The 13,395-nt window shown below is 69.4% G+C and carries 12 protein-coding genes; 9 read left to right on the top strand and 3 right to left on the bottom strand.

The genetic code is table 11. The annotated features are described in order from the left end of the window. Nucleotides 1-519 precede the first annotated feature (519 nt). The 8 genes from ACRAKF_RS27375 (at nucleotide 520) to ACRAKF_RS27340 (ending at nucleotide 11,216) form a co-directional block, all read left to right on the top strand. The gene (locus ACRAKF_RS27375) at nucleotides 520-4,377 is read left to right on the top strand and encodes a nitrate- and nitrite sensing domain-containing protein (protein ID WP_447040201.1); all 3,858 of its coding nucleotides are present in this window, start codon (nucleotides 520-522) and stop codon (nucleotides 4,375-4,377) included. A 9-nt stretch (nucleotides 4,378-4,386) separates the two neighbouring features. Beyond that, nucleotides 4,387-4,800: a roadblock/LC7 domain-containing protein gene (locus ACRAKF_RS27370; protein ID WP_030787430.1), complete on the top strand. Its 414-nt coding sequence runs from the start codon at nucleotides 4,387-4,389 to the stop codon at nucleotides 4,798-4,800. Between the two features lie 149 nt (nucleotides 4,801-4,949). Continuing rightward, on the top strand, nucleotides 4,950-5,351 hold the full coding sequence (locus ACRAKF_RS27365) for a DUF742 domain-containing protein (protein WP_062779230.1): 402 nt from the start codon (nucleotides 4,950-4,952) through the stop codon (nucleotides 5,349-5,351). Then, entirely contained in the window at nucleotides 5,332-5,916 is a 585-nt protein-coding gene (locus ACRAKF_RS27360; protein WP_369211452.1) for a GTP-binding protein, read from the top strand. The genes ACRAKF_RS27365 and ACRAKF_RS27360 overlap by 20 nt, the downstream gene beginning before the upstream one ends. Nucleotides 5,917-6,259: 343 nt before the next feature. After that, nucleotides 6,260-9,541 (top strand): nitrate- and nitrite sensing domain-containing protein, encoded by a 3,282-nt coding sequence (locus ACRAKF_RS27355; protein ID WP_447040200.1) that lies wholly within the window; start codon nucleotides 6,260-6,262, stop codon nucleotides 9,539-9,541. 10 nt (nucleotides 9,542-9,551) lie between these two features. Then, nucleotides 9,552-9,965 carry a roadblock/LC7 domain-containing protein gene (locus ACRAKF_RS27350; protein ID WP_062779227.1) on the top strand — a complete coding sequence of 138 codons (414 nt, stop codon included), beginning with the start codon at nucleotides 9,552-9,554 and terminating at the stop codon, nucleotides 9,963-9,965. A gap of 95 nt (nucleotides 9,966-10,060) precedes the next feature. Next, on the top strand, nucleotides 10,061-10,651 hold the full coding sequence (locus ACRAKF_RS27345) for a DUF742 domain-containing protein (protein ID WP_447040199.1): 591 nt from the start codon (nucleotides 10,061-10,063) through the stop codon (nucleotides 10,649-10,651). Beyond that, nucleotides 10,632-11,216 carry a GTP-binding protein gene (locus tag ACRAKF_RS27340; protein WP_447040198.1) on the top strand — a complete coding sequence of 195 codons (585 nt, stop codon included), beginning with the start codon at nucleotides 10,632-10,634 and terminating at the stop codon, nucleotides 11,214-11,216. The genes ACRAKF_RS27345 and ACRAKF_RS27340 overlap by 20 nt, the downstream gene beginning before the upstream one ends. Nucleotides 11,217-11,342: 126 nt before the next feature. On the opposite strand, the gene ACRAKF_RS27335 is transcribed toward ACRAKF_RS27340, so the two are convergent. From ACRAKF_RS27335 to ACRAKF_RS27325, 3 genes are all read right to left on the bottom strand, one after another. Then, nucleotides 11,343-11,558: a hypothetical protein gene (locus tag ACRAKF_RS27335; protein WP_447040197.1), complete on the bottom strand. Its 216-nt coding sequence runs from the start codon at nucleotides 11,556-11,558 to the stop codon at nucleotides 11,343-11,345. Nucleotides 11,559-11,584: 26 nt separating this feature from the next. Next, complete coding sequence (locus tag ACRAKF_RS27330) at nucleotides 11,585-11,908, bottom strand: DUF6247 family protein (protein WP_447040196.1); 324 nt, start codon at nucleotides 11,906-11,908, stop codon at nucleotides 11,585-11,587. Between the two features lie 137 nt (nucleotides 11,909-12,045). Beyond that, nucleotides 12,046-12,375: a hypothetical protein gene (locus ACRAKF_RS27325; RefSeq protein WP_447040195.1), complete on the bottom strand. Its 330-nt coding sequence runs from the start codon at nucleotides 12,373-12,375 to the stop codon at nucleotides 12,046-12,048. A 148-nt stretch (nucleotides 12,376-12,523) separates the two neighbouring features. On the opposite strand from ACRAKF_RS27325, the gene ACRAKF_RS27320 reads away from it, so the two are divergent. After that, complete coding sequence (locus tag ACRAKF_RS27320) at nucleotides 12,524-13,378, top strand: helix-turn-helix domain-containing protein (protein ID WP_447040194.1); 855 nt, start codon at nucleotides 12,524-12,526, stop codon at nucleotides 13,376-13,378. Nucleotides 13,379-13,395: the final 17 nt, after the last annotated feature.

Below are 13,395 nucleotides of genomic sequence, written 5' to 3'. Positions count from 1 at the left end.
TTCGCCATCCCTGTAAAGCGTCAGGCTAAACATCCAATTCCCGGCCAAAGTCCGGAAGAAGCCATGATCTTCATGTGAGTTTGCTCACGAAGGACTGGGCAAAAGGGTCAATTCACCCTCTCCATCACGCCCTCGGAAACGGACAATGCACCACTGAAGGCACCATTCCGCTCCTGATCATGAACACTGGGACACCCCCTCCCCGCAGGAGCTACATGGGGAAAGGTCCGTTTTCCCCTAGATCACTTTCTACGTCTCGTGACCCCTTACTCACGTGGCGTCACGCCCGTCGAGGCGCAGCACATGGGCCTTGTTGGAGATCCTGCACTGTGCTGGAATTCCCGGGACCGCCGCGGGATCGAACCGGCGCGCAGGGGCGCAACGCAGCGCCGAGTGGCGGCGGGAAGGGGAAGCAGCGCCGGTCACTCACGACCACCCATGGGGCGTTTCACGCCCCACGACGCCGACACCGTCCCGCCGTCATGCGGCAGGACGCCTGGTCCAGAGGTTGCGACGCTAGTGCAGGGACGTTTCAAGAGGGATGGCAAGGGGTCTCCCCAGGCCGGCCGAGGGGAAGCCGCGGCGGAGCCGGAGCGCGGCGGCAACGACCGCGGCTCCTCGCCCCAGCACGCCCAGAACCCCGGCCCGGGCATGCCCGGCAACGGCGGCCAGGGAGCCGGGCGCCAGGGCCTCACGGGCAGCCCGGCGGCTCCCCCCGCCCAGGACACCAAGGACAAGGGCTCGTCCGGTGCCAAGGCACCCACCGGGCCCGGCCCACGAATAGCCCTGCGCAACTGGCGCATCTCGACCCGCCTGATCTCGCTGCTCGCACTCCCCGTGATCACCGCGACCACGCTGGGCGGGCTCCGCATCAACTCGTCCCTGGACGAGATCCAGCAGCTCGACAACATGAAGCTGCTGACCGACATGACCAAGCAGGCGACCGCGCTCGCCGTGGCGCTCCAGGAGGAGCGCGACAAGTCCGCGGGTCCCCTCGCGCACAACGCGCCGGCCACTGACTACACCGTCAAGGGCGCCCGCGAGAAGACCGACCGGGTCTACCGCGAGTTCCTGCGGGGCACCCAGAACCTGAACGACACCGACGGCGAGAACGGCCTCCTCGGCGTCCGCCACAGTGCCGTCCAGATCACCCAGCAGCTCCAGGGCATCAACGACGTCCGCAAGAAGGCCTACAAGGACAAGAAGTCGACCTCGCAGACGGTCGAGGCCTACAGCCAGCTCGTCGAGCAGCTCCTGGCGCTGTCGCAGGACATGGCGCAGGCGACGTCCAACCCCGACATGATCCAGCGCACCCGCGCCCTGGCCGCCTTCTCCTCGGCCAAGGAGTACGCGTCGGTGCAGCGCGCGATCATCGCCGCAGCCCTGCCCGCGAACGACAGCGAGTACGGCAAGATGTCCGAGACGGACCGCACCTTCGGCCTCAGCGCCAACGCGAAGGAGCGCTCCGAGCTGGTCTCGTTCAGCAAGATCTACGCCGGTAACCCCGACGAGCTGACCGAGCCCATCGACGGCGGCAACGCCGCGGTCAAGTCCGCCAACGAGTACGCCAAGCGCGTGCTCGAGCAGGAGGGCGGCATCAAGCTCCAGGACAAGCGGTCCTACAAGGACTGGGTCGACCAGGACACGACCAAGATCGACGCGATGTCGAAGATCGAGCTGACGCTGCTCGGCGAGATGGAGCAGAAGGCGCGCGAGCTGCGCAACGAGTCGGAGCAGTCGGCCATCCTCAACGGTGCGCTGATCCTGCTCGTGCTCGGCGTCTCGCTCGTCGGCGCGTTCGTCGTGGCCCGGTCCATGATCCGCTCGCTGCGCCGGCTCCAGGACACCGCGACCAAGGTCGCCCAGGACCGTCTGCCCGAGCTGGTCAAGCAGCTCTCCGAGTCGGACCCGCAGGACGTCGACACCTCCGTCGAGTCCGTCGGTGTGCACTCCAGGGACGAGATCGGCCAGGTGGCCGCGGCCTTCGACGACGTGCACCGCGAGGCCGTCCGCCTCGCCGCCGAGCAGGCCCTCCTCCGGGGCAACGTCAACGCGATGTTCACCAACCTCTCGCGGCGTTCGCAGGGCCTCATCCAGCGCCAGCTCTCGCTCATCTCCGAGCTGGAGTCGCGCGAGGCCGACCCCGACCAGCTCTCCTCGCTGTTCAAGCTCGACCACCTCGCGACCCGCATGCGCCGTAACGGCGAGAACCTCCTCGTCCTCGCCGGTGAGGAGCCGGGCCGCCGCTGGACGCGGCCCGTCCCGCTCGTCGACGTGCTGCGTGCCGCCGCGTCCGAGGTGGAGCAGTACGAGCGCATCGAGCTCTCCGCGGTGCCCTCGACCGAGGTCGCCGGACGCGTCGTCAACGACCTCGTGCACCTCCTCGCCGAGCTGCTCGAGAACGCGACCTCGTTCTCCTCGCCGCAGACCAAGGTGAAGGTCACCGGTCACGCGCTGCCCGACGGCCGCGTCCTGATCGAGATCCACGACACCGGCATCGGCCTCTCCCCCGAGGACCTCGCCGCGATCAACGAGCGGCTCGCGTCGCCGCCCACCGTGGACGTCTCCGTCTCCCGCCGCATGGGTCTGTTCGTGGTCGGCCGCCTCTCGCAGCGCCACGGCATCCGCATCCAGCTCCGTCCCTCCGACTCCGGTGGTACGACCGCGCTGGTCATGCTGCCCGTCGATGTCGCGCAGGGCGGCAAGAAGGTTCCCGGCAAGCCCGGTGGCCCCGGCCCGACCGGCGGCCCCGCGGCCGCCCAGGCCGCGGCCGGTGCCGCCGCCGCGCGCCGCGGTGTCGGCACGGGCAACGCGAACCCCGCGCTCGGCCAAGGTCCCGGCCCCGCCGGTGGCCCCGGCCGCGGCGGTCCCGCGCTCGCCGGTGGCCCCGGAGCCGGTGCTCCCGGCCGGCCGGGTGCCGGTGCCGGCGGCCCGCGCCAGCAGGTCGGGGGTTCCGGTCCGCGGGCCGCGCTGCCCTCCAGGGACAGCGGCCAGCAGCAGCGTCCGGCGGGCGCCCCCATGGGCCAGCAGCCGCAGGCGCCGCAGGGCGGCCGTGGCGGGGCACAGCAACCGCCGGTCCCCCAGCAGCGTACGAACTCCATGAACCCGCCGGCCGACGCCGGTGACCAGGGGCGCCGCCCGCAGCTTCCGCCGCGCGGGGGTCCCCGCGCCGAGCTGCCCGGCGGCAACCCGCAGCCCCGCGTACCCAGTTGGAGCGACGAGAACGCGCAGCCGCAGGTGGCGCGCGAGCCCTTCGACACCCCGCGCGGTCACGAGGAGCACGAGTCCACCGGGCAGTACGCGCAGCCCGGTCTCCCCGCCGACGACCGGCAGGGCCCCGGCTCCACCGCGGAGTTCGCCCGCCCGGACTTCGACGGGCCGCCGCCCGGCACCCAGGCGCCGGAGGACCCGGGCGCCACGGGCCAGTTCGTCCGCTCGGACGTCTTCGGCAACCCGGCCGACGCCCGGCAGGCCCCGCAGCAGGGCCGGCCGCAGCAGAACCAGCAGCCGCAGCAGCCCCAGCAGCAGAACCAGCAGTCGCCGCAGCAGGACCAGGGCAACGGCCCCGGCCGGCACGGCAACCGGGAGATGCCCGACTACACCGTGCCGCGCCCGCCGGCCCCCCGCCGGGGCCAGGGCGAGCCGCAGTCGCAGCAGGGCTTCCCCCAGCAGCCGCAGCAGCAGGACCAGCAGCCGCAGCAGAGGCAGCAGCAGCACAGCCTGCCCTCGGAGCTGGAGGCGCCCCTGCCGCCCGACGCCGGGCTGGGTGACGGGCCCACTCCGCTGTACGACACGCTGGAGACCAACTGGTTCCAGCAGCAACAGCAGAGCCGTCAGGCCGCGCAACAGCAGCAGGAGCAGCAGGAGCAGCAGCGGGACCACCGGCCGGAGCCGCAGCACGGTCAGCAGCACGACCAGCAGCAGCACGGTCGGCGCCAGGAGCCGCAGCGGAGCCGCCAGGCCCCCGACGCGGCGCCCCAGCAGCCCCAGCATGGCCGGCGTCCGCTGCCCTCGCGCCCGACGGGCCAGGAGCCGTCCGCGGCCCCGGCCCCGGCGGGTGCGGGGAACGGCACGGGAGTCACCGCCGGTTCCAACTGGCGCACCTCCCCCAACGACGAGCTGGGCCGCCAGGCCGAGCGCGTCCGGCAGCCCTCCGCGGGCGGCATCACCACATCCGGTCTGCCGCGCCGCGTCCCGCGGGCCAACCTGGTCGCGGGCACGGCCCAGCAGCAGCAGGAAAGCACAGGTCCGCAGGTATCGCGTGCCCCTGAAGAGGTACGTGGCCGGCTGACGAATCTCCGTCGGGGCATCCAGCAGGGTCGCCAGGCCGGTACCGGCCAGACCGGCAGTTTCCCCACTCACCAGCAGGAGCGTTAGTTGAGTCCGATGAGCCAGGCGGCACAGAATCTGAACTGGTTGATCACCAACTTCGTGGACAACACCCCCGGGGTGTCCCACACGGTCGTGGTCTCCGCCGACGGCCTCCTTCTGGCCATGTCCGAGGGGTTCCCGCGGGACCGCGCCGACCAGCTCGCCGCGGTCGCCTCCGGGCTGACCTCCCTGACGGCCGGCGCCTCCCGGATCTTCGAGGGCGGCACCGTCACACAGACCGTGGTGGAGATGGAGCGGGGGTTCCTCTTCATCATGTCGGTCTCCGACGGGTCCTCCCTCGCCGTACTCGCCCACCCCGAGTGCGACATCGGCCTCGTCGGTTACGAGATGGCACTGCTCGTCGACCGAGCCGGTGCCGTCCTCACCCCGGACCTCCGCGCCGAGCTGCAAGGGAGCCTGCTCCACTAGGCCCGCAGCGAGACCGGTACGCACGACGCCTTGCCCTTCGGCCGCCCCACCGACCGAACGAATTGACCAACCGTCCGGCCGCCACACTGCCCCCACCGGCTCTGTCAGACGGCACACGCAGATGACCTGCTGTCCCGCCCGGAGGATCCATGACCCCGCCCACCGCCTCTCACAACCCGTACGGCGATGCCTCGTACGGGATGGAAGGCGACCAGCCGCTGGTGCGTCCCTACGCGATGACCGGCGGCCGGACCCGGCCGCGCTACCAGCTCGCCATAGAGGCGTTGGTGAGCACCACGGCCGACCCGGCGCAGCTGATGGGGCTGCTCCCCGAGCACCAACGGATCTGCCACCTCTGCCGTGAGGTCAAGTCGGTGGCCGAGGTCTCGGCGCTCCTTTCGATGCCGCTCGGCGTCGCCCGGATCCTGGTGGCGGACCTGGCGGAGGCCGGACTTGTCGCCATCCACCAGCCCGGCGGCGACGAGTCCGCCGGCGGCCAGCCTGACGTGACACTGCTCGAAAGGGTGCTCAGTGGACTTCGCAAGCTCTAACGGCTCGGACTCAGGCCGTTCCACCACTTCTGCCAAGATCGTGGTGGCGGGCGGCTTCGGCGTGGGCAAGACCACGTTCGTGGGGGCCGTCTCGGAGATCAACCCGCTGCGCACCGAGGCCGTCATGACGTCCGCGTCCGCGGGCATCGACGACCTCACCCACACCGGGGACAAGACCACCACGACGGTGGCCATGGACTTCGGCCGCATCACCCTGGACCAGGACCTGATCCTGTACCTCTTCGGTACGCCGGGCCAGGACCGCTTCTGGTTCATGTGGGACGACCTGGTCCGCGGCGCCATCGGCGCCGTCGTACTCGTGGACACCCGCCGTCTCGCCGACTGCTTCCCCGCGGTCGACTACTTCGAGAACAGCGGGCTGCCGTTCGTCATCGCCCTCAACGGCTTCGACGGCCACCAGCCGTACACCCCCGACGAAGTGCGCGAAGCACTCCAGATCGGACCGGGCACGCCGATCATCACGACCGATGCCAGACACCGTGCAGACGCAAAGAGCGGCCTGATCACTCTGGTCGAACACGCACTTATGGCACGACTCAAGTAGGCAGGACATATACGGTAGTTACCGTAGACAACACGGTTCGGGCTGTGTCCTTTGACACGAGTGCACGCCGTGTTCATAACGTTTCGACAGAGAATTGCCAGGTGACCGCCACGCGACGCGGTCGCCTGGTGTCGCTGCGCGCACGCGAGCCCCGCCTTTTGGCGGGGCTCGCTCTTTATGACCGATTTATCTGAGGCTTGTGCCACTCGGAACTTCCGCTTCCCAGTGTTTGGTGCGGCAGCGTCTGACGTGCTGGAATGCGCTGAACTGCCCAGTAGCACGGGCCTTGGAGACGACAGCGGTACGACGCGAGTGGTGCCGCCGCCGAGAGGTTGTTGGTCGAGTGAGGCGAAGCAAGACGAGCCCCGCGGCACCCCCCACCGGGGACACGCGGGGCAACTTCACCCCGCCGCCGCGCACAGCGGCGTCCCCCGTTGACGTGACCGCCGCATCCGGCAATGAGCCCCCGGCTCCCTCCGGTGGGCGGATGTCCCCGCGCAACTGGCGTGTGCCCACCAAGCTGAACGCGATCATGCTCGTACCCGTGCTGGTCGGCCTCGTCATGGGCGGCTTCCAGGTGAAGGGCTCGATCGACACCTGGAGCGAGGCGCAGGACGCCGAGAACACCGCGCGCCTGGTGCGGGCCTCCCTCGACTACGGCAACCGTCTCGTCGAGGAGCGCGACCTCACCGCCGCTCCCCTGCTGAACGGCAAGCGGAACGACCCGACCGTCATCAAGGCCCGCAAGGCCACCGACAAGGCCGCCGCCGCGTTCGATGCCGCCTCAAAGAATATGCCGGACAAAGAGGGCCTGAACCGCCGCCTCAAGGCCTTCCACAAGGTCGAGCCCCACCTGGCCCCGCTCCGCCAGAACGCGTACACCACCAAGCTCAGCGGCGTGAAGACCGAAGAGGGCTACGTCGCCATCCAGCACCCCCTGATGGAGTTCGCCAACGAACTCGGTCTGGGCACCGGCAACATCACCAGCTACGGCCGCACCGTCTACGCGATCTCGCTCTCCAAGGCAGCGCTCTCGCTCCAGCGGTCCATCGGCACGCACCTGCTGGTCAAGCCCGGTCCGGGCACCGGCTCGCTGACCCTCCAGCGCACGTCCCTCGCCTCGTACGCCTACCTCGAGCGCATCGCCATCGAGGAGTACACCGGCGGCGGCACCCCCGAGGACGTCGCCAAGCTGGAGGAGATGAAGAAGGACCTCACGGCCGCCGGCGAGAAGCAGGCCAAGGAGGCGGCAGCCGCCGCCAAGGCCCAGGGCAAGACCTTCGTCCCGCCGCCCTCGCAGGAGAAGATGGTCTCCGCCATCGCGACCCTCCAGAGCACGCAGCCGAGCGCGCGCGTCGCGCTGGCCGGCAAGGGCGTCACGCGAGAGGCCTGGTGGGCGACCACCTCCGCCAAGTTCGACGCCTACCGCACCATCGAGTCGGAGCTCGCCGACAAGGCCGTGGACGAGGCGTCCGACATCGCCGCCGACGCGCAGCGCAACGCCTACATCACCGGCGCCATCGTGGTCGTCGCACTGCTGGCGGCCTTCATCCTGGCCGGGCTCATGGCCCGCCACATGTCCCGCTCGATGCGCCGCCTGCGCACCGCCGCCTTCGGCATCGCCGAGCAGCGCCTGCCGATGCTCGTCGACCAGCTCTCGCGCACCGACCCGGGCCGCGTCGACACCCGGGTGCAGCCCATCCCGATCAACTCCACGGACGAGATCGGCGAGGTCGCCCGCGCCTTCGACCAGGTGCACCGCGAGGCCGTGCGGCTCGCCGCCGAGCAGGCGCTGCTCCGGGGCAACATCAACGCGATCTTCACCAACCTCTCGCGCCGCAACCAGTCGCTGATCGAGGGCCAGCTGACCCTCATCACCGACCTGGAGAACAACGAGGCCGACCCGGACCAGCTGGAGTCCCTCTTCCGCCTGGACCACCTGGCGACCCGTATGCGCCGCAACGGCGAGAACCTCCTGGTCCTCTCCGGCGAGGAGCCCGGCCGCCGCTGGGACCAGCCGGTCCCGCTGGTCGACGTGTTGCGCGCCGCCTCCTCCGAGGTGGAGCAGTACGAGCGCATCGAGCTCTCCGGGGTGCCGGAGGCCGAGATCCACGGCCTCGCCGTGACCGACCTCGTGCACCTGCTCGCCGAGCTCCTGGAGAACGCCACCACCTTCTCCTCGCCGCAGACCAAGGTCCGCGTCACCGCGACCCGTCTCCCCGACAGCCGCATCATGGTCGAGATCCACGACAAGGGCATCGGCCTCACCGCCGAGGACTTCGCGGACATCAACCACAAGCTGGCCAACCCGCCGACCGTGGACGCCGCGATCTCGCAGCGCATGGGCCTGTTCGTGGTCGGGCGGCTCGCCGACCGGCACGGCATCCGCGTCCAGCTCCGCCCCTCGGGCGAGCAGGCGGGCACGACCTCGCTCGTCATGCTGCCGGACCCGATCACGCACGGTGGCGGTGGCGAGCACAGCCAGGACCCCGAGTTCACCGTCTCCCAGATCATCCCGGAGCAGCAGAGCCTGGCGGCCGAGCCGCTGCGCACGGCCGCGGAACTGGGCTTCGACGACACCCGGTACCAGGGCGGCCTCGAGGCCCAGCCGGAGCTGGACCCCGTCGGCCGCTCCCTGATGCGCGAGGAGCGCCGGGCCGCCCTTGAGGCGCAGGCCCAGCAGCCGGGCGACGACCGCCCGCTCTTCCGCGACGAGGTCGAGCCGCGCCCCGGCTACGACCAGCAGCAGCCTCCGTACGAGCAGCAGCAGCCCTCGTACGACCAGCAGGGCGGCTTCGACCAGCAGGCCGGGTACGACCAGCACGCTCCCGCGTACGAGGAGCGGAACCCCGGATTCGACCAGCAGGCGCCCGCCTATGACCAGCAGCAGCCCTCGTACGACCAGCAGGGCGGCTTCGACCAGGGCGGCTATGACCAGGGTCAGGGTCAGGGTCAGCAGGGCTACGGGAACGAGCAGTACTTCCCCGGCCAGGACGGCTATCAGGACGGCTACCAGGACGGTTACGGGAACGCTCATCAGAACCCCGCGGTCAGCTATCCGGAGCGGTCCCAGCAGGACGACTGGCCCACCGGCGACGGCCACCAGGGCGGATACCAGAACGAGTACGCCCCGGAAACGGAATCTGTCCGGGCCGACCACGCGGGGGAAGCGGACCGCGTAGGCTTCGAGCGTCCCGGTCCGGTCCCTTCCACCGTCCACGAAATGACCGACGCGGGCCTCCCGCGCCGCGGTTCGGCCGCCGCCGGTGGCAACGGAAGCGCCCCCGCCGATTCTCCGCAGACACCCGACAACGAGAGCGAATCCGGCACCGACTCCTGGCGTTCGTCCAACGACGACCGCTGGCAGCGGGCCGAGCGCCTCAAGGAGCCGAAGGCGGGCGGGGTCACCCCGTCCGGGCTCCCGCGGCGGGTTCCCAAGGCCAATCTGGTCGAGGGCACCGCCGAACAGACCCCACAGGGCGGCCCCCAGGTCTCCCGTGACCCCGAGGACGTCCGGGGCCGGCTGAGCAATCTGCGCCGGGGCGTCCAGCGTGGACGTACAGCGAACAGTGACACGAATGGCCAGGGCTTCAGCCCTGACAGCACCTACAACCAGGAGCGTTAGTGTGAGCCCGATGAGCCAGGCGGCGCAGAACCTGAACTGGTTGATCACCAACTTCGTGGACAACACCCCTGGGGTGTCCCACACGGTGGTGGTCTCCGCCGACGGACTCCTTCTGGCGATGTCCGAAGGCTTCCCCCGCGACCGTGCCGATCAGCTCGCGGCCGTCGCGTCGGGTCTGACTTCCCTCACCGCCGGGGCCTCCCGGATCTTCGAGGGCGGTGCGGTGACCCAGACCGTTGTGGAGATGGAGCGAGGATTTCTCTTCATCATGTCCATTTCTGACGGTTCTTCTCTCGCAGTTCTCGCTCACCCGGATGCGGACATCGGTCTCGTTGGGTACGAAATGGCACTTCTTGTCGATCGGGCGGGCACTGTTCTCACACCGGACCTGCGTGCGGAGCTCCAGGGGAGCCTTCTCAACTAACAGACAGACGGTGCGTTTTCGCGTCCCGTGCCCGTAAGGTTTCGGGACGCGGCTCCACAGTGATGGTGCCCGGCACAGTTGGAGGAGGAAGCAACGTGGCAACACCCCCAGACGGTCCGTCATCGGCGAACTGGTCCCCCGGCCATGGCCAGGGCGGCCGGCACGACGGCGGAGCGAACCGGTACGACTTCCCCCCCACGCCGAACCACCGCCGGCAGCCATACGCACAGCCCCAGCAGCCGGGCCCCCGCCCGTACGACCAGGGCACGCCGGGGCACGCACCCCGTATCCAACCCGTACAACCCCAGCGGCGCGCTCCTCAACCGGCGCCCGCCGGGTCGGCGAACAACCCCCTGGTGCGCCCGTACGCCATGACGGGTGGCCGCACCAGGCCCCGCTACCAGCTCGCCATCGAGGCGCTGGTGCACACCACGGCGCAACCGCATCAGCTCCAGGGCCAGTTGCCCGAGCACCAGCGGATCTGCAACCTGTGCCGCGAGATCAAGTCGGTTGCTGAGATCTCGGCACTGCTCTCCATCCCCCTCGGCGTCGCCCGGATCCTCGTAGCCGACCTGGCGGAGGCCGGACTTGTCGCCATCCATCAGCCCGGCGGCGACGAGTCCGCCGGCGGCCAGCCAGACGTGACACTGCTCGAAAGGGTGCTCAGTGGACTTCGCAAGCTCTAGCGGCGGAGCAACAGCCCGCTCCACCACCAGCGCGAAAATCGTGGTGGCGGGCGGCTTCGGCGTGGGCAAGACCACGTTCGTCGGGGCGGTCTCTGAGATCAACCCGCTGCGCACCGAGGCCGTCATGACGTCCGCGTCCGCGGGCATCGACGACCTCACCCACACCGGGGACAAGACGACGACCACCGTCGCCATGGACTTCGGCCGCATCACCCTGGACCAGGACCTGATCCTGTACCTCTTCGGTACGCCGGGCCAGGACCGCTTCTGGTTCATGTGGGACGACCTGGTCCGCGGCGCCATCGGCGCCGTCGTCCTGGTCGACACCCGCCGTCTCGCCGACTGCTTCCCCGCGGTCGACTACTTCGAGAACTCGGGCCTCCCCTTCGTGATCGCCCTCAACGGCTTCGACGGCCACCAGCCGTACAACCCCGACGAGGTCCGCGAAGCACTCCAGATCGGCCCGGACACCCCCATCATCACCACGGACGCGCGCCACCGCGCGGACGCGAAGAGCGCACTGATCACCCTGGTCGAGCATGCGCTGATGGCACGGCTGCGGTAGGCGGTCTCATCGTCTGGATGAGGGGCGGCAGCCAGCATCAACGGCCACCGCCCCCATCAGCGTCCCAGAAGGATCGCCTGGCTCCTCGGCGCGCCAGGCTGCCCAGGCCGGCTCATGAACGTGCGCTCAGATCGCGACCAGATCGATCACGTTGATCACCACGTGCCGGTTCGACACCACGTACGTGATGAAGCCCCCGGCGAAGGACGCCGACCAACTGCTGTCCCGGTTGCTCTGGGCGGGTGGCCCGAATGGATTCAGACAGATCCGCTTCTCCAGGCCCTCGAGCGCTGCCCGTTGCGAGGCGGCCAGGGCGGCCTTGCGCCGGGCGGCTCGGTCCACGTACCTGATCGTGTACGCGCTCACCTTCACTTACCCCTGTCTGCGACGGGGTTGCTGTCGGCGTCGTAAGAGCGCCCTTCCTCGTCCCGGAATACGAGCCCTTCTGTATCCCCCTCGATCATGCGCTTGATGGTCTGCTCGACGTCGTCCAGGTAGCCGGGAGTCGCGCAGGCGCAAGCGAAGGGCAGCCACTTGTCGAGTACGCCGTCCAGTGCCTCCTGCTCGAAGTCCGCGGCGGCGCTGAGCCAGTCCTGCTCGAAACCCTGGAGCCAGTCCGGCCGGCGCCCAAGGGCCGTGCGAATGGCGTCCGGCGTTCTCTCGCAGGCGTTCGGGTCGACTTCGTGGGCCATGATCTGCGACCTCCGGCGGGATGCGGGTGGGTGGCTGCCCACGGTAGAGGTGGTGGACCGGGAGCCGCACCCGGGACGCGCGATGGCCGTGTTCGCGTCCGAGTACGAACGCCGACGCCCCCCCACTGTCCGGCACCTCACGCAAGGCGACCGCCCGCGTCCAGCTCGGCCTGCGGCCACACGAGGCTGCTGACGCTGCCGGGGCGCATGGAGATGAGCTGCGCCGCACGCTCGGGGTTCCGCAACGACATGCGGACGCCACCGCTCACGGTGGTGACCTGGGCGCTTCCGTCCCCGTGGGCGAGACCCCAGGCAGCGACCTGGGCGTCCCGGTCGCCGTCCTCGGTGGTGTACTCCTCGACCACGGCGAAGAGGCGGGGGGCGGTGGCGTTGACCAGGGCTTGGATCTCTCGCCGGAAGTCTCCTGCCTGCTCCGGATCGAGAGAGGGTGGCGATGCAGTTGCCATACGAAGTCTCCAGACGTTAGAGGAAGTTGAGCGTCTCTGCCTCCTGAGCGTAGGGTCACGATTGGACTTCAGCCCAACTTGCGATGGACTGAAGTCCATAACCATTCGTGTGGGTGACCTTTTCGCTCTCTCGTGCAAGGAGAACCGCATGGCCCGCACCAAACTCCCACCGAGCGTCAGCCAGCGACGCTTGGGCGCCGAGCTGCGAAGGATGCGAGAACACGCCGACTTGTCGGCCACCCGCGCCGGAGAACTGTTCGGCGCCACGCAGTCACGCATCAGCAACATCGAGGCAGGCGGCTACGCGGTGAGCGCGGAACGGGTCCGGGCGCTGGCGAGGCTCTACGACTGCGGTGATGAGCAATTCATCGAGGCACTGACGGAAATGACTGGCGGGCGTACGCGCGGCTGGTGGGAGGAGTACCGAGAGATTCTCCCGTCCGACGCCCTGGACTTGGCGGAACTGGAGCATCGTGCCCGGCAACTGCGCGTCTCTTCAGCCATTCACCTTCCCGGCCTGCTACAGACCAGGGAACATGTGCGAGCCATAATCAGTGCCGCGGTCCCTCCGATGACACCGGACGAGGTGGAGCACCGAGTGTCCCATCGCCTCAAACGTCAGGCCGTCGTGTACGGAGAACCTCCGACGCCGCTTACAGCGATCATTCATGAAGCCGCACTACGCGTCGGTTTCGGCGGGCGCGCCATCGCGCAAGCCCAACTACGCCACCTCATCAACCGCAGCGAAGAGACTCACATCAAACTGCTGGTTGTCCCTTTCCGCGCCGAGGCGTATCCGAGTGCCGGCCACGGGATCGTCCAGCTCTCCGGGCGCCTCCCCCGGCTGGACACAGTTCAACTGGACACCGATCATGGGTCCGTCTTCATTGACAGTGAGGCGCAACTCAACAAGTACCGCACGCTACTTGACCGTCTGGAAGCCTGCGCGCTGGAGCCGGCCAAGTCACGGGACCTCATGACACGCATTCTGCGCGAGACGTAGAACGAGCGAGGAGGAAG

Source organism: Streptomyces sp. DSM 118878, from assembly GCF_052936595.1.
Note: the sequence above shows the minus strand (reverse complement) of the source record. Positions and strands in the feature narration are given on the sequence as shown.

Bases quoted from the DNA above. Each gene is read 5' to 3' on its own strand.
- ACRAKF_RS27365 (WP_062779230.1), top strand. From the start codon at position 4,950: ATGACCCCGCCCACCGCCTCTCACAACCCGTACGGCGATGCCTCGTAC.
- ACRAKF_RS27320 (WP_447040194.1), top strand. From the start codon at position 12,524: ATGGCCCGCACCAAACTCCCACCGAGCGTCAGCCAGCGACGCTTGGGC.
- ACRAKF_RS27350 (WP_062779227.1), top strand. From the start codon at position 9,552: ATGAGCCAGGCGGCGCAGAACCTGAACTGGTTGATCACCAACTTCGTG.
- ACRAKF_RS27330 (WP_447040196.1), bottom strand. From the start codon at position 11,908: ATGGCCCACGAAGTCGACCCGAACGCCTGCGAGAGAACGCCGGACGCC.
- ACRAKF_RS27370 (WP_030787430.1), top strand. From the start codon at position 4,387: ATGAGCCAGGCGGCACAGAATCTGAACTGGTTGATCACCAACTTCGTG.
- ACRAKF_RS27325 (WP_447040195.1), bottom strand. From the start codon at position 12,375: ATGGCAACTGCATCGCCACCCTCTCTCGATCCGGAGCAGGCAGGAGAC.